Source organism: Nocardia sp. 149-1B (assembly GCF_057747975.1).
Map to the genome: position 1 here is coordinate 4613002 of NZ_CM173233.1, position 19968 is coordinate 4632969.

The 19968-nt window shown below is 71.1% G+C and carries 17 protein-coding genes; 8 read left to right on the forward strand and 9 right to left on the reverse strand.

Going from position 1 to position 19968, the window contains the following annotated elements:
* Positions 1–35 precede the first annotated feature (35 nt).
* A complete protein-coding gene (locus tag AC3ANS_RS22125; RefSeq protein WP_488293726.1) occupies positions 36–1655 on the forward strand; it encodes an FMN-binding glutamate synthase family protein in 1620 nt (539 codons plus the stop codon).
* A 20-nt stretch (positions 1656–1675) separates the two neighbouring features.
* Here AC3ANS_RS22125 and AC3ANS_RS22130 read toward each other — a convergent pair whose 3' ends face one another.
* The gene (locus tag AC3ANS_RS22130; protein ID WP_488293727.1) at positions 1676–3319 is read right to left on the reverse strand and encodes a methyl-accepting chemotaxis protein; all 1644 of its coding nucleotides are present in this window, start codon (positions 3317–3319) and stop codon (positions 1676–1678) included.
* Between the two features lie 246 nt (positions 3320–3565).
* On the opposite strand from AC3ANS_RS22130, the gene AC3ANS_RS22135 reads away from it, so the two are divergent.
* Positions 3566–4129, forward strand: a complete 564-nt coding sequence (locus AC3ANS_RS22135) for a dihydrofolate reductase family protein (protein ID WP_488293728.1) — start codon at positions 3566–3568, stop codon at positions 4127–4129.
* Between the two features lie 6 nt (positions 4130–4135).
* Here AC3ANS_RS22135 and AC3ANS_RS22140 read toward each other — a convergent pair whose 3' ends face one another.
* From AC3ANS_RS22140 to AC3ANS_RS22150, 3 genes are all read right to left on the reverse strand, one after another.
* Positions 4136–4402 (reverse strand): VOC family protein, encoded by a 267-nt coding sequence (locus AC3ANS_RS22140; protein ID WP_488293729.1) that lies wholly within the window; start codon positions 4400–4402, stop codon positions 4136–4138.
* A 112-nt stretch (positions 4403–4514) separates the two neighbouring features.
* Positions 4515–4946 carry a nucleoside deaminase gene (locus AC3ANS_RS22145; RefSeq protein ID WP_488293730.1) on the reverse strand — a complete coding sequence of 144 codons (432 nt, stop codon included), beginning with the start codon at positions 4944–4946 and terminating at the stop codon, positions 4515–4517.
* Between the two features lie 23 nt (positions 4947–4969).
* Entirely contained in the window at positions 4970–5455 is a 486-nt protein-coding gene (locus tag AC3ANS_RS22150; protein ID WP_488293731.1) for a tRNA adenosine deaminase-associated protein, read from the reverse strand.
* Between the two features lie 112 nt (positions 5456–5567).
* Here AC3ANS_RS22150 and upp point away from each other — a divergent pair, with 112 nt between their 5' ends.
* The gene (gene upp, locus AC3ANS_RS22155) at positions 5568–6209 is read left to right on the forward strand and encodes a uracil phosphoribosyltransferase (RefSeq protein ID WP_488293732.1); all 642 of its coding nucleotides are present in this window, start codon (positions 5568–5570) and stop codon (positions 6207–6209) included.
* A 69-nt stretch (positions 6210–6278) separates the two neighbouring features.
* Here upp and AC3ANS_RS22160 read toward each other — a convergent pair whose 3' ends face one another.
* Complete coding sequence (locus tag AC3ANS_RS22160) at positions 6279–6449, reverse strand: hypothetical protein (RefSeq protein WP_488293733.1); 171 nt, start codon at positions 6447–6449, stop codon at positions 6279–6281.
* A 161-nt stretch (positions 6450–6610) separates the two neighbouring features.
* On the opposite strand from AC3ANS_RS22160, the gene AC3ANS_RS22165 reads away from it, so the two are divergent.
* Complete coding sequence (locus tag AC3ANS_RS22165) at positions 6611–7354, forward strand: GTP pyrophosphokinase (RefSeq protein ID WP_488293734.1); 744 nt, start codon at positions 6611–6613, stop codon at positions 7352–7354.
* Here the strand turns inward: AC3ANS_RS22165 and thpR are convergent.
* The 4 genes from thpR to AC3ANS_RS22185 form a co-directional block, all read right to left on the reverse strand.
* A complete protein-coding gene (gene thpR / locus AC3ANS_RS22170) occupies positions 7351–7911 on the reverse strand; it encodes an RNA 2',3'-cyclic phosphodiesterase (protein WP_488296547.1) in 561 nt (186 codons plus the stop codon). The genes AC3ANS_RS22165 and thpR overlap by 4 nt on opposite strands.
* A gap of 56 nt (positions 7912–7967) precedes the next feature.
* Positions 7968–8687, reverse strand: a complete 720-nt coding sequence (locus AC3ANS_RS22175; RefSeq protein ID WP_488296548.1) for a VIT1/CCC1 transporter family protein — start codon at positions 8685–8687, stop codon at positions 7968–7970.
* Between the two features lie 112 nt (positions 8688–8799).
* Positions 8800–9945: an acyl-CoA dehydrogenase family protein gene (locus AC3ANS_RS22180; RefSeq protein ID WP_488293735.1), complete on the reverse strand. Its 1146-nt coding sequence runs from the start codon at positions 9943–9945 to the stop codon at positions 8800–8802.
* 25 nt (positions 9946–9970) lie between these two features.
* Positions 9971–11416, reverse strand: coding sequence for an MDR family MFS transporter (locus AC3ANS_RS22185; RefSeq protein WP_488293736.1), 1446 nt, complete (start codon positions 11414–11416; stop codon positions 9971–9973).
* 87 nt (positions 11417–11503) lie between these two features.
* On the opposite strand from AC3ANS_RS22185, the gene AC3ANS_RS22190 reads away from it, so the two are divergent.
* From AC3ANS_RS22190 to treZ, 4 genes are all read left to right on the forward strand, one after another.
* Positions 11504–13606, forward strand: coding sequence for an acyltransferase family protein (locus AC3ANS_RS22190; RefSeq protein ID WP_488293737.1), 2103 nt, complete (start codon positions 11504–11506; stop codon positions 13604–13606).
* A 173-nt stretch (positions 13607–13779) separates the two neighbouring features.
* Complete coding sequence (glgX, locus tag AC3ANS_RS22195; RefSeq protein WP_488293738.1) at positions 13780–15945, forward strand: glycogen debranching protein GlgX; 2166 nt, start codon at positions 13780–13782, stop codon at positions 15943–15945.
* A 4-nt stretch (positions 15946–15949) separates the two neighbouring features.
* A complete protein-coding gene (gene treY / locus AC3ANS_RS22200; protein WP_488293739.1) occupies positions 15950–18211 on the forward strand; it encodes a malto-oligosyltrehalose synthase in 2262 nt (753 codons plus the stop codon).
* A 4-nt stretch (positions 18212–18215) separates the two neighbouring features.
* The gene (treZ, locus tag AC3ANS_RS22205; RefSeq protein WP_488293740.1) at positions 18216–19961 is read left to right on the forward strand and encodes a malto-oligosyltrehalose trehalohydrolase; all 1746 of its coding nucleotides are present in this window, start codon (positions 18216–18218) and stop codon (positions 19959–19961) included.
* Positions 19962–19968 lie beyond the last annotated feature (7 nt).

A 19968-nucleotide genomic window follows, 5' to 3' on the forward strand; every position in this document is an offset into this window, starting at 1 on the left:
TGCTTCGACTCGCCCCAGGTGGGTACGTCCTCGCGATGAGGAAAGCAACGCTCGCCGCGCTCCCCGCGGCCGCGCTCGGGGCGGTCGCGGCCCACGACCTGCTGCAGAAGCGGCACGCGATCCTGCGCAACTTCCCGGTGATCGGGCACGCGCGCTACTGGCTCGAGGCGATCGGCCCGGAGCTGCGCCAGTACATCGTCGCCAGCAACGACGAGGAGCGACCGTTCAGTCGCGACCAGCGGCGCTGGGTCTACGCCTCGGCCAAGCTGCAGAACAACTACTTCGGCTTCGGCACCGACAACGACCTCGAGCACACCTCGGGCAACATGATCGTCCACCACCGCACGTTCGGGCGGTCCTACCCGACCCACGGCTCCGTCGGGCAGGAGGCGCAGCTGCCGGCGGCCAAGGTGCTCGGCGGCGCACGCGGACGCCGCCACGCGTTCCGCCCGGGATCGGTGGTGAACATCTCCGGGATGAGCTTCGGCGCCCTGTCCGGCAACGCGGTCGAGGCGATGAACCGCGGCGCCGCCGAGGCGGGCTGCCTCCACAACACCGGCGAGGGTGCGGTCTCGAAGTACCACCACCACGGGGCCGACCTGATCTTCCAGATCGGTACGGCGTACTTCGGCTGCCGCGACGACGACGGCCGGTTCAGCCTGCCGCGGCTCAAGGACCTCATCGCGCAGGCCCCGATCCGGGCGCTCGAGATCAAGCTCAGCCAGGGCGCCAAGCCCGGGCTCGGCGGCGTACTGCCCGGGCCGAAGGTGTCCGAGGAGATCGCCGAGACCCGCGGCGTCCAGGCCGGGGTCGACTGCCTCAGCCCGTCACGCCACGCGGAGTTCGGCGACGTCGACTCGCTGCTGGACTTCGTCGAGATGCTCGCGGCCGAGACCGGCCTGCCCGTCGGCATCAAGTCGGCGGTCGGCGACCTGAGCTTCTGGGTCGAGCTCACCGAGGCGATGGCCTCGGGCGAGCGCGGCGTCGACTTCGTGACGATCGACGGCGGCGAGGGCGGCACCGGGGCATCGCCGCTGATCTTCACCGACGCGGTGTCGCTGCCGTTCCGGCTGGGCTTCTCACGGGTGTACGCCGAGTTCGCCCGCCGAGGCCTGCACGAGGACGTGGTGTTCATCGGCTCGGGCAAGCTCGGCCTGCCCGACAACGCCGTGGTCGCCTTCGCCCTCGGCGCGGACATGGTCAACGTCGGCCGCGAGGCGATGCTGGCCGTCGGGTGCGTGCAGGCGCAGAAGTGCCACACCGGCGAGTGCCCCACCGGCGTCGCGACCCAGCATCCGTGGCTCGCCCACGGCCTCGACCCGGTCGAGAAGGCCGAGCGCGTCGCCAACTACGTCAAGACCCTGCGCCGCGACCTGCTCAAGGTCTCCGAGACCTGCGGGGTCGAGCACCCGGGGCTGATCGGGCCGCACGACGTCGAGATCATCGACAACCTCAGCAGCGGGACGATGCTCGGTGAGGTCTACGGCTACGAGCCCGGCTGGGGGTTCCCCTCGGCCGCTGACCAGCAGCGGATCGCCGCGATCATGGAGACGATCGAGGAGGACGAGACCCAGACCGAGGGGCCGCCGGAGACCGCCGAGGAGGGCGAGCCCGGCACCGAGCACGCCGGCGAGGGCGGCACCGACTCCGTCTGAACGCTGAGGACCCCGTGCGGTCAACCGCAGGCGGGGGCCGGGGCCTTCAGGTCATCCACGCGGAAGTGGCTGATGCTGCCGGCCAGCCGGCTCGCCACACCGTCCAGCTCCACGGACGCCTCGCGTACGGTGCCGGCGGCTGCCGCCGTGCCGCTCGCCTCGTCGACCACCAGGCCGGCCGTCCGGGTGATCTGCTCGGATCCAGACGCTGCCTCGCTCATCGACCTCGTCATCTGCAGGGAGGTCGCCGAGTGCTCCTCGACCGCCGAGCTCATCGTCGAGGACATCTGATCCACCTGCTCGACGACCTCGGCGATGCTCGTGATCGCCTCGGCGGCCTTGCCGACATCGCTCTGGATGTCCTGGATCTTCGTCGCGATGTCCTGGGTGGCCTCGCCGGTCTGCTGCGCCAGGGCCTTGACCTCCGCGGCGACCACCGCGAAGCCGGCGCCGGCCTGACCGGCGCGGGCCGCCTCGATGGTCGCGTTCAGCGCGAGCAGGTGGGTCTGGTCGGCGACGGCGTTGATGACCTGGACGATCGCGGTGATGGCCGACGACCTGTCCTCGAGGGAGCTCATGGTCTCGGCGGTCTCGCGGACCCGGTGCACCGCGTCGGACGCGGACGCCGCTGCGGCGCCACCGCTGGCCGCGATCTCGGAGACCGCGGCTCGCGCCTCCTCGGCACCGTGGGCCGCCTCGGCGGCACTGGCTGAGACCTGGTGGGCCGCGGCACCGACGGTGACCGCCTCGCTGCGGGTTCGCTCGGCCGACTCACTCAGTCGGCCGGAGAGGTCCGAGAGCCGCTGGGAGACGTCCGCCAGCAGATCGGAGGACCGCCGCACCTGGCGGACGCTGTCGGCTGTGGCCTCGACCGTCCCGTTGAGCGCCTCTCCGAGGCGCCCCAGCTCGTCACGCGAGGTCACCGCGACTCGCTGCGTCAGGTCGCCCTGGGCCACGAGGCTCAGCGTCCGCACCGACTCCTTGATCGGCCGGCTGATCTCGCGGGCGATGAGGAGCGCCGCACCGATGGCCACGACAGCGAACGCGAGCGCAGTCAGGACGAGCCGCGTCCTCGTGCTCCGGTACTGGTCGTCGGCGTTCTGCCGCTCGCTCGACGCGATGGCGGCCGAGGTGGCCGTCAGGTCCTGCACGGCGGCGGTCGCATCGTCGAAGTGGGCGTCCGAGCCGTCGAACATCGCCTGCCCGGCACCCGGCACGTCACCCTTCTCCAGGAGCGGGAGGACCGTGCCGCGGATCGCGGCGTCGTACGCCGCCCACGCGTCCAGGAAGCGCTGCGCACCGGCGGCGAGCCGAGGAGCGTGCACCTGCTCGATCCCCTCCCGCGCGGCGTCGAGGTGTCCGATGATCTCCTGCTCCATGCCGGTCGTGTCGTCGTCGGTGGCGATGGCGACCATCAGCTCGTGGACCACCATCTCCGTGGAGACGACATCGGCCCGCGCGTCCCCGACCGTGGCCAGGACCTGTGCTCCCTGGGTGTCGACCCGCACCGCGGCCGAGTTCATCGTGCCCATGCCAGCGAGCGCCACGCCCGCGACGGCGAGCATGCCGGCCAGGGCGACCGCCAGGACGCCGACGATCACCTTCACGCGCAGGCCGAGGTCCCGCCACGTCGTTCCGAGCGCCACGTCGTACTCACTTCCCATAGTCCGATCGGCCGGTGCCCGAAACACCATCTCTTTACTTCTCGTGGGTTACGTCGACCCCGCAACGACCGACCTGAGGCCCTGTGACCAGGGTCATGGTCACGCTCCCACTCCGACACGGACGTCGCCGCACGCGTCGCGGAGTCGGCGGCAGGATCCCGACGACGGGCTCAGGTCACGACCGATGAGCTGGCGGCGTCGGCGCGGTCTGCACGCAGAGTGCGACCTGACTGAGAGGCTGACGCGATGCGGAAGCTGACCTACGCGATGAGCGTGACCCTCGACGGCTACATCGCTGCGGCCGGCGACGACATCGGCTGGGGTGTGCCCAGCGTCGAGCTGCACCAGTGGTTCAACGACCGCGCGCGCGAGCTCGGTATGTCGCTGTACGGACGCAAGCTCTGGGAGCTGATGAGTGCACATTGGCCGACGGCCGACCAGCAGCCGGACAGCACGCCGGTCGAGGTCGAGTTCGCCCAGATCTGGCAGCGGACCCCCAAGGTCGTCTTCTCCTCGACCCTCAGCGAGGTCAGCGGGAACGCCCGCCTCGTCGGCGGTGACGCCGTCGCCGAGATCGCCCGCCTGAAGGCCGAGGACGGCGCCCCGATGGAGATCGGCGGCGCTGCCCTGGCCGGCGCCGCGATACGAGCGGGCCTGATCGACGAGTACGCCGTGGTCACCCACCCGGTGCTGGTCGGCGGCGGCACCCCGTTCTTCACCGCACTGGACTCCTGGGTGAGCCTCCGCCTGGTGGAGACCAGGACCTTCCCGGACGGGGTGACCCTCGCCCGGTACGAGTCCCGGCGCTGAGCGCGATCAGGCCGGCCGGACGATCTGCTGCAACGCCCAGCGGTTGCCGTCGGGGTCCTGGAAGTAGACGAACCTGCCCCAGGGCTGCTCGTCGACGCCCTCGCAGTCGACGCCACGCCCACGCAGCTCAGCAAGGGCCGCGTCGGCGTCGGCGACCACGACCTGGACGAACTGCGACGAGCCCTCCGGCATCATCTCCAGGCCGGTGCCGAAGCAGATGGAGCAGGCCGACCCCGGTGGGGTCACCTGCACGAAGCGCAGCTCCGGCGACACGGTCTGGTCGTGGTCGACGCTCCACCCGAGCGACGTGCCGTAGACCTCCGCGTCTGGCGTGGCTGCGGCTTGGGGAGATGCTCCGACGGTGTGGTGACGGTCGCTGCCCGGGTCAGCGCTGGGCGGCGAAGAAGTCCGCGAGCAGCTCCGCCGACTCCTCGGACAGCACGCCGCTGATCACCTCGGGCCGGTGGTTGAGCCGGCGGTCGCGGACCACGTCCCACAGGCTGCCGACCGCGCCGGCCTTGGGATCGAAGGCCCCGAACACCACGCGTTCGACGCGACTGAGCACCGCGGCCCCGGCGCACATCGTGCACGGCTCGAGCGTCACCACCAGGGTGTGCCCCTCGAGCCGCCACTCGCCCGCGGCCCGAGCAGCCGCGCGCAGGGCGACGACCTCGGCGTGGCCGGTCGGGTCGTGCTCGGCCTCGCGGACGTTGCGGCCACGCGCGACCGGCGTACCGTCCGGGTCGAGCACGACCGCACCGATCGGGACGTCACCCGTCGCGAGAGCAGCGCGCGCCTCGTCGAGAGCGGCCCGCATCGGGCCCTCCCACCGCCCGGGGGTCACGCGGAGGTGAGACCGACCGCGTCGTCGAAGAGATCGCCGAACCCGAGGCGGCGCGCGACGTCGGAGAGCATCTCGTCGGGGTAGAGGTCGAAGTCGTCGAGCAGCACGCCCATGTCCATCGCGTGCATGCCGAGGTCGCCGAGCAGGTCGAGGTCGCCGGCCGGGACCTGGTCGTCCTCGTCCTCGGGCATCGGCAGGCCGAGGAACTCCACGGCCGAGCTCGCGAGCTCCCACTCGTCGGCGGCGGTGATGTCGGAGAGCAGGACCCGGGTGGTGGGGCCCGCGACGCGGACGATCACGAAGAAGTCCTCGTCGACCGCGACCATCCCGACAGCGCCACCGTCGCCGGGGAAGCGGCGCAGGGCGGCGGACAGCGTGTCGATCTCCTCGATCACGTCGTGCGCGAGCTCCGCCACGGTCCAGGTGCCCTCCTCACGGTAGGCGGCGAGGGCGAAGTCCACCCCGTCGGTCTGGTCGGCCATGCCCCACCTCCGTCCCGGTCGCACCGTCGCGCCCAGCAGTCGTCTTCCAGAGTGTCAGACGGCGGGGGTGCGGCCAACCCCCTTTCGTCCCATGTCCACTAGGGTTCGGCACATGCGCACGCATGTCGTCGACCACCCGCTCGTCGCTCACAAGCTCACCCACCTGCGCGACGAGAAGACCGACTCGCCGACGTTCCGCCGGCTCGCCGACGAGCTGGTGACGCTGCTGGCCTACGAGGCCACCCGCGACGTGCGCGTGACGCCGCACGACATCGTGACGCCGGTCGCGCCGACCACCGGCGTCTCGCTCGCGACGCCCAAGCCGTTGGTCGTGCCGATCCTGCGCGCCGGGCTGGGCATGCTCGACGGGATGATGCGGCTGCTGCCGACCGCCGAGGTCGGCTTCCTCGGCATGGTGCGCAACGAGGACACGCTCGAAGCCTCGACGTACGCCGAGCGCCTCCCGGAGGACCTCCGCGGCCGCCAGTGCTACGTCCTGGACCCGATGCTCGCGACCGGTGGGACGCTTGCGGCGGCGATCCGCTTCCTCACCGACCGCGGCGCCGACCACATCACCGCGATCTGCCTGCTCGCCGCTCCCGAGGGCTGCGCCCGCTTGGAGCGCGGCCTCGAGGGCCTCGACGTCCCGGTCACGATCGTGACCGCCGCCATGGACGAGCGGCTCAACGAGAAGGGCTACATCGTTCCCGGTCTCGGCGACGCAGGAGACCGGCTCTACGGCATCGTGGGCTGAGCTGCCCGGAGGCGTCGCGGAATTCTCCCGGGTTCACCGGGCATCCTCCGCGCCTGCAGGTCGCACCGCTCAGCTCGGGAAGATCTGCACCGTGCCGGTGGCGATCAGCACCAGCAGCACGAGCACGAGGATGCCGAGGATGGCGTAGGCCCACTCCTTGCCGGCCCGGGTCTCGTCGGACTCGGGGGCGTCGTACCGGTGCCCGTCGGGCAGGCCGAACCGCTCGTCATCGTCAGTCATGCCACTCCAACGACTGACCGGCCGGGACGTCATCAGGACCGAGGCTCCCAGGCCACGATCCTGATGACGTCCTCGTCACACCGCGGCCGCCTGGACCACCTCCGGTCCCCCTCGACCAGGGTCACAGGCCGTCGTCGAACTCGCGTCCGTACGCTGGACGGGTGAGTGAGGTGGCGAGGAGCCAGCCCGGCGAGGACTTCCGCCGGTTCATGCTCGAGCACCGCTTCGGGATGGACGAGATCGTCACGAAGCTCAACATCCTGCGCGACGAGTTCACCCACTTGCACGACTACAACCCCATCGAGTCCGTGTCGTGCCGGCTGAAGTCGCCCGAGAGCCTCGTCGAGAAGCTCCGGCGCAAGGGACTCGAGCTCGACGAGCAGCTCTCCTTCGACCAGATCCGCGCGACGATCACCGACATCGCCGGGGTCCGGGTGGTGTGCAGCTTCGTGTCCGACGTGTACCGGGTCTTCGACATGCTCGTCGAGCAGCAGGACATCTCCACCGTCGAGGTGCGCGACTACATCGCCCACCCGAAGCCCAACGGCTACCGCAGCCTCCACGCGCTCGTCGAGGTGCCGGTCTTCCTCTCCGAGGGGCCGGTCCCGGTGCTCGTCGAGGTGCAGTTCCGCACGATCGCGATGGACTTCTGGGCGAGCCTCGAGCACAAGATCTACTACAAGTACCGCCGCGACGTGCCGGCCGAGCTGCTCGAGGGCCTCCACGACGCCGCGGAGACGGCGTACGCGCTCGATGCCACGATGGAGCGGCTGCACGAGGAGGTGCGCGGCCTCGACGAGCTGCCCGCGGCCGTGGTCGAGGAGCTCCGCACCGGCGGCGAGGGACCCGACGCCGCGCTGCTCGACGCCCTGCGCCGGCTCGGCGCCGCCCCGGACGGTCGTTAGCGGCCGAGCGGTACCTCGGCGACCGTCTCGTAGCGTGGTCGCCCCCGGGGCCCCTCGCCGAGGTACGACGCCACCAGCTCGACGTGCGCGGCCCGCCAAGCAGGCCCGGCGTACCCGTCCAGCAGCCGCACCCAGCTGGTCACCTCCGCGGGGTGTCCGGTCCTGGCCAGCGTGAGGTGCGGGCGGAAGCGCTGCCCGTCGACGGTGACCCCCGCGCGGTTGGCCGCCGCCCGGCAGCCGGTCGCGAGCCGGTCGAGCTCGGTGCGGCCGGCCTCGTCGAGGTCGAGCCCGGCCCAAAGCACCCGCGCCCGCGCGGGGTTGGGGAAGGCACCACCCCCGACGATGGCTGTCTCGAACGGCGTGGGCTTGGCCGCGGCCCGCTCGAGACGCTCGACCAGGTCGTCGAGGCGACGCTCCTCCACCTCCGCCAGGAACGCCAGCGTCACATGGAGCTGCTCGACCCCTGCCCACCGGAACTCCCCCGCCGGCCGCCGCGGCTCGAGGAACGCGTCGAGGTGCTCGATGGCCTCCATGGGTGGCACCAACGCCGCGAACATCCGCACCCGCCCAAACTACGTTGACCCGCCCGAAAGTTTCGGGCGGGTCAACATGGTCAGCCGATCTGGGTGCCCAGCGCGGCGCCGATGCCGTAGGTGACGGCCATGGCGAACAGCCCACCGGTCACGTTGCGGACCAGCGCCCGGCGGGGGCTGCTGTAGCCCAGGCGCGCGCTGACCCAGCCGGTGAGCGCGAGAGCCACCACGACGACGCCGACGGTCAGCCACACCCGGAGCTGGTCGGAGCCCAGGAGGATCGTCAGCAGCGGGAGCATCGCGCCGAGGGTGAACGACAACATCGACGCCCAGGCCGCGTGCACCGGGCTGGTGATGTCGTCGGGGTCGATGCCGAGCTCGACCTCGGCATGGGCGGCGAGCGCGTCCTGCTCGGTGAGCGCGGTCGCGACCTCGAGGGCGAGCTCCTCGGTGAGGCCCTTGGCGGCGTACAGCCCGGCGAGCTCGGCGAGCTCCGCCTCGGGCTCGTCGCGCAGCTCGCGGCGCTCCTTGTCCAGCAGGGCGAGCTCGGAGTCGCGCTGGGTGCTGACGGAGACGTACTCCCCTGCACCCATGCTCATCGCCCCGGCGGCGAGACCCGCGACGCCGGCGATCACGATCGCGTTGCGGTCACCGGTGGCGCCCGCGGCACCGATCACGATGCCGGCCGTCGATACGATGCCGTCGTTGGCCCCCAGGACCGCCGCGCGCAGCCAGTTGAGCCGGTTGTTGAACCCGCGGGGGTGCGGCTCGTCGGGATGAGACCCGACGGGCACCTGCATCTCGCTGACCGTCACAGGACGAATCCAACGCCGCCCGTCGGGGCCTCGCAACCAAGGATTGCCTGTGCTCACTGGGATTCAGCGCTCCTCTCGACGACCACGAGAACCTCGATCAGAGACCGAGGTCGCGGCCGATCAGCTCCTTCATGATCTCGTTGGAGCCGGCCCAGATCTTCGACACCCGAGCGTCCCGCCAAGCCCGCGCGACGCGGTACTCGTTCATGTAGCCGTAGCCACCGTGGAGCTGGACGCAGTGGTCGAGGACCTCGTTCTGCACCTGCGAGCTCCACCACTTGGCCTTGGCCGCGTCGATGGAGGTCAGCTCGCCCGCGGCGTGGGCGACCACGCACTGGTCGATGAACGCCTCGGTGACCTCGATCTGGGTGAACAGCTCGGCGAGCAGGAACTTGTTGTGCTGGAAGGACCCGATGCCCTGGCCGAACGCCTTGCGGTCCTTGGTGTACTGCAGCGTCTCGACCAGGATCTGCTTGGCGTGGGCGACGTTGGAGATCGCGCAGCCGAGGCGCTCCTGGGGCAGCTTCTGCATCATGTGGATGAAGCCGCCGTCGAGCTCGCCGACGATCTCGGCGTCCGTGACGCGGACGTTCGAGAGGTTCAGCTCGGCGGTGTCGGACTCGTCCTGGCCGACCTTGTCGAGCTTGCGGCCGCGGCTGAATCCCTCGGCGGTGGTGTCCACAGCGAACAGCGTGATGCCGCGGGCCTTCTTCTCCGGCGACGTACGTGCGGCGATGATCACCAGGTCGGCGGAGTAGCCGTTGGTGATGAACGTCTTCGACCCGTTGAGGACCCACGTGTCGCCGTCCTTGACGGCCGTGGTCCTCAACGCTGCGAGGTCCGAGCCGCCCGACGGCTCGGTCATGCCGATCGCCAGCAGGATCTCGCCCGCGGCGACACCGGGCAGCCAGCGCTTCTTCTGCTCCTCGGTGCCGAGCTCGACGAGGTACGGCGCGGTGATGTCGGCGTGGATGCCCACGCACGAGCCGAGCGCCGCGTTGACCTTGTTCAGCTCCTCCAGCAGCACCGCGTTGAAGCGGTAGTCACCAGCCTCGGCGCCGCCGTGCTCCTCGGGGATCTCGAGGCCGAGGAACCCCTGCCGGCCCGCCTCGAGCCAGAAGTCCCGTGGGATCGCCTTGTCGGCGGCGTGCTGCTCGACGTGGGGGATGACCGACCGCTCGAGGAACTCGCGCACGGAGGCGCGGAACGCCTCGTGGTCCTCGTCGTAGATGCTCCGCTTCATGGCGGGCATCCTACGTCGACGGCTACTAGTCGGTAACCGGCTCCACGACGCGGTGCGTCATCACCGCCGAGACCGCGATCAGGAAGACCGCGGTGATCGCCGAGGCGAGGAACACCGCGTGGACCGCGGGGTGGAGCACGCTCGGGGTCAGGTGCTCGAGGTCGGGGACCCCACGGCCGAGCCGGGAGGCGACCACACCGTTGGCGATCGCGCCGAAGACCGCCACGCCCACGGCGCTGCCGACGGAGCGGGCGAACATCGTGGTGCCGGTGGCGACGCCCCGGTGCTGCCAGGTGACCGAGGACTGAGCGGCGATCACCGACGGACTGGCGACCAGTCCGAAGCCGATGCCCATCACGAAGCAGGGCGCCGCCAGGTGCAGGATCGAGCTGTGCTGGTCGATGGTGAGCAGCAAGGACGCGCCACCCAGGCCGATGGCTCCGCCGATCAGCATCGTGCGGCGGAACCCGATCGTGAGGTACAGGCGGCCCGCGTTCGACGCCGCGATCGGCCAGCCGAGCGTCATCGCCGCGAGGGCGAAGCCCGCCATGACCGCGCCATGACCGAGGACCGTCTGTGCATAGAGCGGGACGTACGTCGAGAGCCCCATCATCAGCACCCCGACGACCAGCGAGGCGAGCATCGCCGAGACGAGCACCCGCCGGCGGAAGACCCACAGCGGCAGCACGGGCTCCGCGGCCCGGCGTTCGACCAGCACGAAGCCCACCAGCAGGGCGCCGGCGACGACGAACAGGGCGACGCTGGTGCCGGACGACCAGGACCAACGGATCCCGCCCTCGAGCAGGCCCAGCAGGAGCAGGATGCCGCCGCCGGCGAGCAACGCCGATCCGGCGACGTCGATGCGGTGCCGCTCGCGGGCCACGTCCTCGGAGAAGTGGCGACCGAGCATCCAGGCGGCCGCGATGCCGAGCGGGAGGTTCACGAAGAAGATCCAGCGCCAGGACAGGTAGTCGGCGAAGACGCCGCCGAGCGTCGGGCCCACGACCGCGGAGATCGCCCAGACGCTGGCGAGGTAGCCCTGGACCTTGGCGCGCTCGGCGACGGAGTAGATGTCGCCGACGATCGTCATGCCGACCGGCTGGACCGCACCGGCACCCAGCCCCTGCACGGCCCGGAACGCGATCAGGGCGCCCATCCCCCAGGCGAGTCCGCACAGCAGTGACCCGAGGAGGAACAGGCCGATGCCGACCAGCATCACCGGCTTGCGACCGAACTGGTCGGCGAGCTTGGCGTAGACCGGGACCGAGACGGCCTGGGCGAGGAGGTAGACCGAGAACAGCCAGGGGAACTGGGTGAACCCGCCCAAGTCCTCCACCACCGCCGGCACGGCCGTGGCGAGGATCGTCGAGTCGATCGCGACCAGTCCGATGCTCAGCATCACCGCGAGCAGCACCGGCCCACGCTCGCTGCGCAGGCCGACACTGGACCGAGACACCTCAGAGACCGCCATGTATGCGCGCAACCCACGCGGTCCGCCGCGCATTCCCCCGCGCCGCGATCGGGCCCCCACGGGTGAGTTCTTGGTACGGTCCCAGGGATGTCCGGGGGTCGGTCGCGCGACGACACCGCCGTCGCCGAGAAGTCGTCCGGCGGGGGCGGTGACCGGCGACCCGACGTGCAGGGCCTGCGCGCCCTGGCGGTCGGCATCGTGGTGCTCGACCACGCAGGTGTGTCCTGGCTGCGTGGGGGCTACGTCGGCGTGGACGTGTTCTTCGTGCTGTCCGGCTTCCTCATCACCGGGCTGCTGCTCCGGGAGGGCGAACGCGACGGGCGGATCTCGCTCGGCACGTTCTACTCCCGCCGGGCCCGCCGGATCCTGCCGGCGGCCACGCTCGTGCTCGTCGCCGTCGTCGGCTTCGTCGCGCTCGAGCTGTCCTACGAGGCCACCCAGCGGGTCACCACCGACGCAGGCTGGGCGGCGGCCTTCCTGGCCAACGTGCACTTCTCCTCCCTCGGCACCGACTACTTCTCCCAGGGGCTGCCACCCTCGCCGGTCCAGCACTACTGGTCGCTGGCGGTCGAGGAGCAGTTCTACCTGGTCTGGCCGCCGCTCCTCGGCGGACTGCTCCTGCTGTCCCGCCGCGCCGGGCGGGCGCCGTGGCGCACCGTCACCGTCGTCGTCAGCGTGCTGCTCACCTGCTCACTCGTCTGGTCGGTGCTCCTCACCCGCGACGACGCCACGGCGGCGTACTTCTCCTCCCTGGCCCGTGCCTGGGAGCTCGGCGCCGGCGTCCTGCTCGCCCTGGGCTGGAAGCGCCTGCAGGGTCTGAGTCGCGCGGCGCGTGAGGCGCTCGCGCTCGCGGGCCTGGCCGCCGTCGCCGTGGCGGCCGTGCGCTTCGACGCCACCACTGCCTTCCCCGGCTACCACGCCCTGCTGCCGGTGCTGGGCACGGTGGCGATGGTCGCCGCCGGCCCCGGGCCCACCGTGGTGGGCCGGCTGCTGTCGCTGCGCCCGGTCACCTGGGTGGGCGACCTGTCGTACTCCATCTACCTGTGGCACTGGCCGGTGCTGGTCCTCTGGGCCGAGCGCACCGGCCCGCACCGCACCCGGGTCGAGACCCTGGCGCTGCTCCTGGTGGCCCTGGCACTCTCGGCCGCGAGCTTCTACCTCGTCGAGAACCCCGTGCGTCGGGGCCGGTGGTGGCGCGGCTCCCAGCTGCGCGGTCTCGTGCTCTGGCCGGTCGCCATCGCCGTGGTCGCCGTCGCCGTCCTCGGTGGCCGCGAGCTCGCCGGCGGGCGCCTCGAGCGGCAGATCGAGGCGAGCCACCAGTACGTCGCCCTCCGTGCCGAGCACCGGCCGGCCGGAGAGGAGCTGGCGGAGTCGCTGCGGATGGCCGATCAACGCGACCCGGTCGCCTTCCCCCTGCGAGACCTCGGCCAGGTCGACGAGCTCAAGAACGACCTGTGGAACTACGTCTACACGTGCTGGGTCGGTCACGACCGGAGCAAGGCGCGGAGCTGCCCGGTCGGTGACGTCGACTCCGACCGCACGGTGGTGGTCGTCGGCGACTCCCATGCCGGGCAGTGGCTGCCCGCGATCGACGCGATGGGGCGCGAGCAGGGCTTCCGCGTGCTCCCGCTCATCAAGTACGGCTGCTCGGTCTACGACATCCCGCAGCTGAGCGACCAGGGCTCCCAGCCGTACCAGGCGTGCGAGGACTTCCGCGTCTGGGTCATGGGCGAGCTCTCCGAGCTGCACCCGGACGTGGTGTACGTCGGCTCACGCAGCCTGCCGCCCACCATGGCGCACGTCGAGGACCCCCTGGCCACCTGGAGCCAGGGAGTACGCCGGTTCCTCGACCGGGTGAGCACGACATCGGACGACATCCGCGTGCTCGGCGACACCAGCACGCTCCGCTTCGACCCGATCGACTGCCTCACCGACGCGCGGGCCACGATGGCCAGCTGCACCAGCCCCGAGACCGCCGTGGTCCGGCAGGCCAACCAGCGCACCGAGCGCGCTGCCGAGCAGTCCGGCGCCCGCTTCCTCGACCTGCTGACGCTCGCCTGCCTCGACGGCCGCTGTCCCGCCTTCGCGGGCGGCCGGATGGTCCACGCGAACGCCGACCACCTCAGCGTCGACTGGGTGCGTCACGTGCTGCCCGACTTCGAGCGGATCGACGGAGGGCTGCCGGCCTAGGGCTGAGGAGGAGACGTTGGCCACTGAGCGGGCGGGATCCGGTTCGGACCCACCCGAGGTGGGTACTGCGCCGATCAGTTGCTGGCCAGACAGAGGGGTGTGCTTTGATCGTTCCAACCACTGATGGTGTGGAGCACGTGGACGAGCGACCTGACGCTCAGGGAGAGGGTGCCATGGAGGTCTGGCCGGGGCGCCCCTACCCGCTGGGCGCGACGTTCGACGGGAGTGGCACCAACTTCACCCTGTTCAGCGAGGTCGCCGAGGGCGTGGAGCTGTGCCTGTTCGACGCGGACGGCACCGAGACGCGCGTGCCGGTCACCGAGGTCGACGCCTACGTGTGGCACTGCTACCTGCCCGCCGTCCAGCCGGGCCAGCGGTACGGCTACCGGGTGCACGGCCCCTGGGACCCCGAGAACGGCCAGCGCTGCAACCCCAACAAGCTGCTGCTCGACCCCTACGCCAAGGCGACCAGCGGCGAGATCGACTGGGACCAGAGCCTGTTCTCCTACAACTTCGGGGACGAGGACTCTCGCAACGACGACGACTCCGCGGCCCACATGACCCACGGCGTGGTGATCAACCCGTTCTTCGACTGGGAGGGCGACCGCCGGCTGGACTACCCCTACAACGAGAGCGTCATCTACGAGGCGCACGTCAAGGGCCTGACCCAGCTGCACCCCGACGTACCCGAGGAGCTGCGCGGCACCTACGCCGCCCTGGCACACCCCGCGATCACCGACCACCTGACGAAGCTGGGCGTCACCGCGATCGAGCTGATGCCCGTGCACCAGTTCATCCAGGACAGCACCCTGCTCGAGAAGGGCCTGCGCAACTACTGGGGCTACAACACCCTCGGGTTCTTCGCGCCGCACGCCGACTACGCCGCCACCGGGCTGCCAGGCCAGCAGGTGCAGGAGTTCAAGTCGATGGTCAAGGCGATGCACTCCGCGGGCATCGAGGTCATCCTCGACGTGGTCTACAACCACACCGCCGAGGGCAACCACCTCGGCCCCACGCTGAGCTTCAAGGGCATCGACAACGCGGCGTACTACCGCGTGGTCGAGGACGACCAGCGCTACTACATGGACTACACCGGCACCGGCAACAGCCTCAACGTCCGGCACCCGCACTCGCTGCAGCTGATCATGGACTCGCTGCGCTACTGGGTCACCGAGATGCACGTCGACGGCTTCCGCTTCGACCTGGCCTCGACGCTGGCGCGCGAGTTCTACGACGTCGACCGCCTCTCGACGTTCTTCGAGCTCGTGCAGCAGGACCCGGTGGTCAGCCAGGTCAAGCTGATCGCGGAGCCCTGGGACATCGGCCCCGGCGGCTACCAGGTCGGCGGCTTCCCGCCGCAGTGGACGGAGTGGAACGGCAAGTACCGCGACACCGTGCGTGACTTCTGGCGCGGCGAGCCGTCGCTCGGCGAGTTCGCCTCCCGGCTCGCGGGCTCGGCCGACCTCTACGAGCACTCCGGTCGGCGGCCGGTCGCGAGCATCAACTTCGTGACCGCCCACGACGGGTTCACGCTCAAGGACCTCGTGTCCTACAACGACAAGCACAACGAGGCCAACGGCGAGGACAACAACGACGGCGAGAGCCACAACCGCTCGTGGAACCACGGCGTCGAGGGCCCGACCGACGATCCCGAGATCCTCGCGTTCCGAGCCCGCGAGCAGCGCAACTTCATCGCGACGCTGCTGCTGAGCCAGGGCGTGCCGATGCTGCTGCACGGCGACGAGATGGGCCGCACCCAGCAGGGCAACAACAACACCTACGCCCAGGACTCCGAGATCAGCTGGGTGCACTGGGACGACGCCGACAAGCCGCTCGTCGAGTTCACGGCGGCGCTCGCCCGGCTGCGTCGCGAGCATCCGACGTTTCACCGCAAGCGCTTCTTCACCGGTGACGCCGTGCGCGTCCCGGACGGGGGCGACGGTGACCGGCTCAACGACATCGTCTGGCTGCACCTCGACGGCCGGCCGATGGAGGACGGCGACTGGACGAGCGGCACGCAGGCCATCGGGATGTACCTCAACGGTCACGGCATCGCCGGCGTCGACGACCGCGGCAACGCGATCATCGACGACCACTTCCTGCTCTACTTCAACGCCGACGGGCCGGCCGAGGTGACCCTGCCGCCCGACGAGTACGCCGATGCCTGGGACGTGGTGGTCGACACCGGTGGCTCGGCCGACGAGCAGCCGGCGTACCCCGCGGGCTCGACGTACTCCATGACCTCGCGCAGCGTGATCGTGCTCCGCGAGCACCAGGAGCCCGAAGCGGAGCCGGACCACTCGGTCGCCGCGTCGGTCGCCCAAGCCCGCCGTGCCTGAGCCGATGCGAACCCCGGTCAGCACCTACCGGCTGCAGATCACGTCCCGCTTCGACCTGTTCGAGGCCGCGCGCCGCCTGCCCTACCTGCACGCGCTCGGCGTCGACTGGGTCTACCTGTCGCCGCTGCTCGCGGCGGAGCCCGGGAGCGACCACGGCTACGACGTCGTGGCCTTCGACCGGATCGACCCGGAGCGCGGCGGGCCCGAGGGGCTCGCCGCGGTGTCCGCCGAGGCGCACCGGCTCGGCATGGGAGTGCTGGTCGACATCGTCCCCAACCACGTGGGTGTCGCGACCCCGGCAGAGAACTCCTGGTGGTGGGACCTGCTGGAGCACGGCCGCGACTCGGCGTACGCCGACGCTTTCGACGTCGACTGGAACGCCGGCGGCGGCAAGGTGCTGATCCCCGTGGTGGGCGACGGCGACGAGGGCTCGATCCACGTCGAGGGAGGTGAGGTCCGCTACCACGAGATGCGGTTCCCGCTGGCGCCCGGCACCTCGACCCACGACGAGCAGCACTACCGCCTGGTGAACTGGCGCGAGGCCGACCACAGCCTCAACTACCGGCGGTTCTTCGCGGTCAACACGCTCGCCGGGGTGCGCGTGGAGGACCCCCAGGTCTTCGCTCGCTCCCACGTGGAGATCAAGCGCTGGTTCGACGACGGCCTTGTCGACGGCCTGCGCGTTGACCACCCCGACGGTCTGCGCGACCCGCAGGGCTACCTCGACGACCTCGCCGGGCTCACCGGTGGGGCCTACGTCCTGGTGGAGAAGATCCTCGAGCCCGGAGAGACGCTCTCCTCCGACTGGCCGACGCAGGGCACGACGGGGTACGACGCGCTCGCGTTCATCGACCGGGTCCTCACCGACCCGGCCGCCCAGGGTCCCCTCGACCGGCTCGAGGCCAGGCTGCGCGGCGAGCCCGTCGACTGGGCCGAGATGATCCACGGCACCAAGCGCGCCGTGGCCGACGGCATCCTCGGGTCGGAGGCCCGCCGGATCAGCCGCGAGGTCCGGGGTGTCACCGAGGCAGCGCCGTTCGAGGAGGTCGTCGACGCGGTCGCCGAGCTGCTGGCCTGCTTCCCGGTCTACCGCTCCTACCTGCCGCTCGGGCGCGAGCACCTCGACGAGGCGTTCGCGCACGCCCGGCGCACCCGGCCCGACCTCGCCTCGACGTACGACGTGCTCGAGCCCGTGCTGTCCGACCCCACGAGCCCGCCCGCGCTGCGGTTCCAGCAGACCAGCGGGATGGTGATGGCCAAGGGCGTCGAGGACTGCGCGTTCTACCGCTACTCCCGGCTGACCTCGCTCAACGAGGTCGGCGGCGACCCGTCGGTGTTCGCGATCGACACGAGTGCGTTCCACGAGGCGATGGCGACGCGTCAACGGGACTGGCCGCACGCGATGACCACGCTCTCGACCCACGACACCAAGCGCGGCGAGGACGTGCGGGCGCGCATCACCACGCTCGCCGAGATGCCGGACGTGTGGGAGCGGGCACTCGACCGCCTGCTCGAGCTCGTGCCGGTGCCCGACCCGGGCTTCGGGTCGCTGCTCTGGCAGGCGATCCTCGGTGCCTGGACGCCTGATCACCTTCCCGACCTGCGGATGCGGCTGCACGGCTACGCCGAGAAGGCCATGCGCGAGGCGGGCGACCGCACCACGTGGACCGCACCCGACGAGGCCTACGAGGCCGCCGTGCACGCCATGGTGGACGCGGTCTTCGACTCCGCCGAGGTGCGCGAGGTGCTCGGCGACCTCGCCGAGCGGATCGACCCGCCCGGCCGCTCCAACGCGCTCGCGGCCAAGCTGGTCGCGATCACGATGCCCGGCGTGCCCGACGTCTACCAGGGCAGCGAGCTGTGGGAGACCTCCCTCGTCGACCCCGACAACCGGCGCCCGGTCGACTTCGACCACCGCGCGGCCGTGCTGGCCGGCGACGACAGCGACGACGCGGTCGACAAGCTGCACGTCACCTGCACCGCGCTGACGCTGCGGCGTGACCGGCCGGAGCTGTTCTCGACGTACGCCGGCGTCCGGGCGACCGGACCGGCCGCCGAGCACGTCCTGGCCTTCGACCGGGGCGGGGCGATCGCGGTCGCCACCCGGCTGCCCGTGGGGCTCGCTGCGCGCGGCGGATGGGGCGACACCGAGCTCGAGCTGCCGCCGGGTGCGTGGCACGACGCCCTCACGGGTACCCCCGCGTCGCCGCGGCTCGCCGAGCTGCTCGCCACGCTGCCCGTGGCACTGCTCGTACGAGAGGACTGATCCGATGACCCGCGGACCCTTCGACGTCTGGGCACCGTCGGCCCAGCGGCTCCGCCTGTCGGTGGCCGATGAGACCGTCGAGATGGTGCGAGGCACCGGCGACTGGTGGTCGCCGGCCGAGCCCGTCCCCGACGTCGCGCAAGGAGGGATCGACTACGGCTACCTGATCGACGACTCGGACACGCCGCGACCCGACCCCCGGTCCCGACGTCAGCCGGCGGGCGTCCACCAGCGCTCGCAGACCTACGACCCCTCCGGTTACGTCTGGAACGACGCCACCTGGACGGGGCGCCAGCTCGCGGGGTCGGTGATCTACGAGCTGCACATCGGGACGTTCACCCCCGAGGGCACGTTCGACGCGGCGCTCGAGAAGCTCGGCCACCTGCGCGAGGTTGGCGTCGACCTGGTCGAGGTGATGCCGGTCAACGCGTTCAACGGCACCCACAACTGGGGCTACGACGGAGTCGGCTGGTTCGCGGTCCACGAGGGGTACGGCGGCCCCGAGGCCTACCAGCGCTTCGTGGACGGTTGCCACGCCTCCGGGCTCGGCGTCATCCAGGACGTCGTCTACAACCACCTCGGACCGTCGGGCAACTACCTGCCGCTGTTCGCGCCGTACCTCAAGACCGGTGCCAACACGTGGGGCGACTTCCTCAACCTCGACGGTCCTGGGTCCGACGAGGTGCGCCGCTACATCCTCGACAACGTGCGGATGTGGCTTGCCGACTACCACGTCGACGGGCTGCGGCTCGACGCCGTGCACGCGCTCAACGACGCCGGCCACCAGCACCTGCTGGAGGAGATGGCGGTCGAGGTCGACGCGCTCTCGGCCCACCAGCGCCGGCCGCTGACGCTGATCGCGGAGTCCGACCTCAACGACACCCGGCTCGTGCGCCCGCGGGAGGCCGGTGGCTACGGGCTCGACGCCCAGTGGAGCGACGACTTCCACCACGCGGTCCACGTCGCGCTCACCCGTGAGACGTCGGGCTACTACGCCGACTTCGCGCCGCTCTCGGCGCTGGCGAAGGTGTGCGAGCGCGGGTTCTTCCACGACGGCACCTGGTCGTCGTTCCGCGGCCGCAACCACGGCTTCCCGGTCGACCTGCGCACGACCGCGGCCTGGCGGCTGGTGGTCTGCAACCAGAACCACGACCAGATCGGCAACCGCGCCCGCGGCGACCGGATCACCGAGGTGCTCGACGACGACCAGCTCGCCTGCGCGGCGCTGCTGACACTGTGCGGCCCGTTCACGCCGATGCTGTTCATGGGCGAGGAGTGGGCGGCGTCCACGCCGTTCCAGTTCTTCACCTCCCACCCGGAGCCCGAGCTCGGCACCGCGACCGCCGAGGGCCGGATCGCGGAGTTCGAGCAGATGGGCTGGGACCCGGCCGTCGTACCGGATCCGCAGGACCCGGAGACGTTCCTGCGCTCCAAGCTCGACTGGACCGAGGCCACCACGGGGCGGCACGCGCGGATCCTCGAGGTCTACCGCCGGCTGGCCGCGCTGAGGCGTGAGCACGAGTCGCTCACGGACCCATCCTTCGCCTCCGTGGCGTGCACGGCCGACGAGGAGAACCGGGTGTTCACGATGCGCCGCGACGAGCTGCTGGTCGTGGTGAACTTCGGCGACGCCGAAGCGACGGTCGAGGTCGACGCGGAAGCGCTGCTGTTCGAGACCGGCGCCGGCGCCTCGCTCGATCAGGGTCGGTTGGTGCTGCCGCCCCACGCCGGAGCGCTCGTCGGCCCGTAGTCCTGCC

Bases quoted from the DNA above. Each gene is read 5' to 3' on its own strand.
- AC3ANS_RS22175 (WP_488296548.1), bottom strand. From the start codon at position 8,687: ATGCAGGTGCCCGTCGGGTCTCATCCCGACGAGCCGCACCCCCGCGGG.
- AC3ANS_RS22145 (WP_488293730.1), bottom strand. From the start codon at position 4,946: ATGCGGGCCGCTCTCGACGAGGCGCGCGCTGCTCTCGCGACGGGTGAC.
- AC3ANS_RS22130 (WP_488293727.1), bottom strand. From the start codon at position 3,319: ATGGGAAGTGAGTACGACGTGGCGCTCGGAACGACGTGGCGGGACCTC.
- AC3ANS_RS22125 (WP_488293726.1), top strand. From the start codon at position 36: ATGAGGAAAGCAACGCTCGCCGCGCTCCCCGCGGCCGCGCTCGGGGCG.
- thpR (WP_488296547.1), bottom strand. From the start codon at position 7,911: ATGTTCGCGGCGTTGGTGCCACCCATGGAGGCCATCGAGCACCTCGAC.
- AC3ANS_RS22160 (WP_488293733.1), bottom strand. From the start codon at position 6,449: ATGACTGACGATGACGAGCGGTTCGGCCTGCCCGACGGGCACCGGTAC.
- AC3ANS_RS22135 (WP_488293728.1), top strand. From the start codon at position 3,566: ATGCGGAAGCTGACCTACGCGATGAGCGTGACCCTCGACGGCTACATC.
- treZ (WP_488293740.1), top strand. From the start codon at position 18,216: ATGACCCGCGGACCCTTCGACGTCTGGGCACCGTCGGCCCAGCGGCTC.
- glgX (WP_488293738.1), top strand. From the start codon at position 13,780: ATGGAGGTCTGGCCGGGGCGCCCCTACCCGCTGGGCGCGACGTTCGAC.
- AC3ANS_RS22190 (WP_488293737.1), top strand. From the start codon at position 11,504: ATGTCCGGGGGTCGGTCGCGCGACGACACCGCCGTCGCCGAGAAGTCG.
- upp (WP_488293732.1), top strand. From the start codon at position 5,568: ATGCGCACGCATGTCGTCGACCACCCGCTCGTCGCTCACAAGCTCACC.
- AC3ANS_RS22180 (WP_488293735.1), bottom strand. From the start codon at position 9,945: ATGAAGCGGAGCATCTACGACGAGGACCACGAGGCGTTCCGCGCCTCC.
- treY (WP_488293739.1), top strand. From the start codon at position 15,950: ATGCGAACCCCGGTCAGCACCTACCGGCTGCAGATCACGTCCCGCTTC.
- AC3ANS_RS22150 (WP_488293731.1), bottom strand. From the start codon at position 5,455: ATGGCCGACCAGACCGACGGGGTGGACTTCGCCCTCGCCGCCTACCGT.
- AC3ANS_RS22185 (WP_488293736.1), bottom strand. From the start codon at position 11,416: ATGGCGGTCTCTGAGGTGTCTCGGTCCAGTGTCGGCCTGCGCAGCGAG.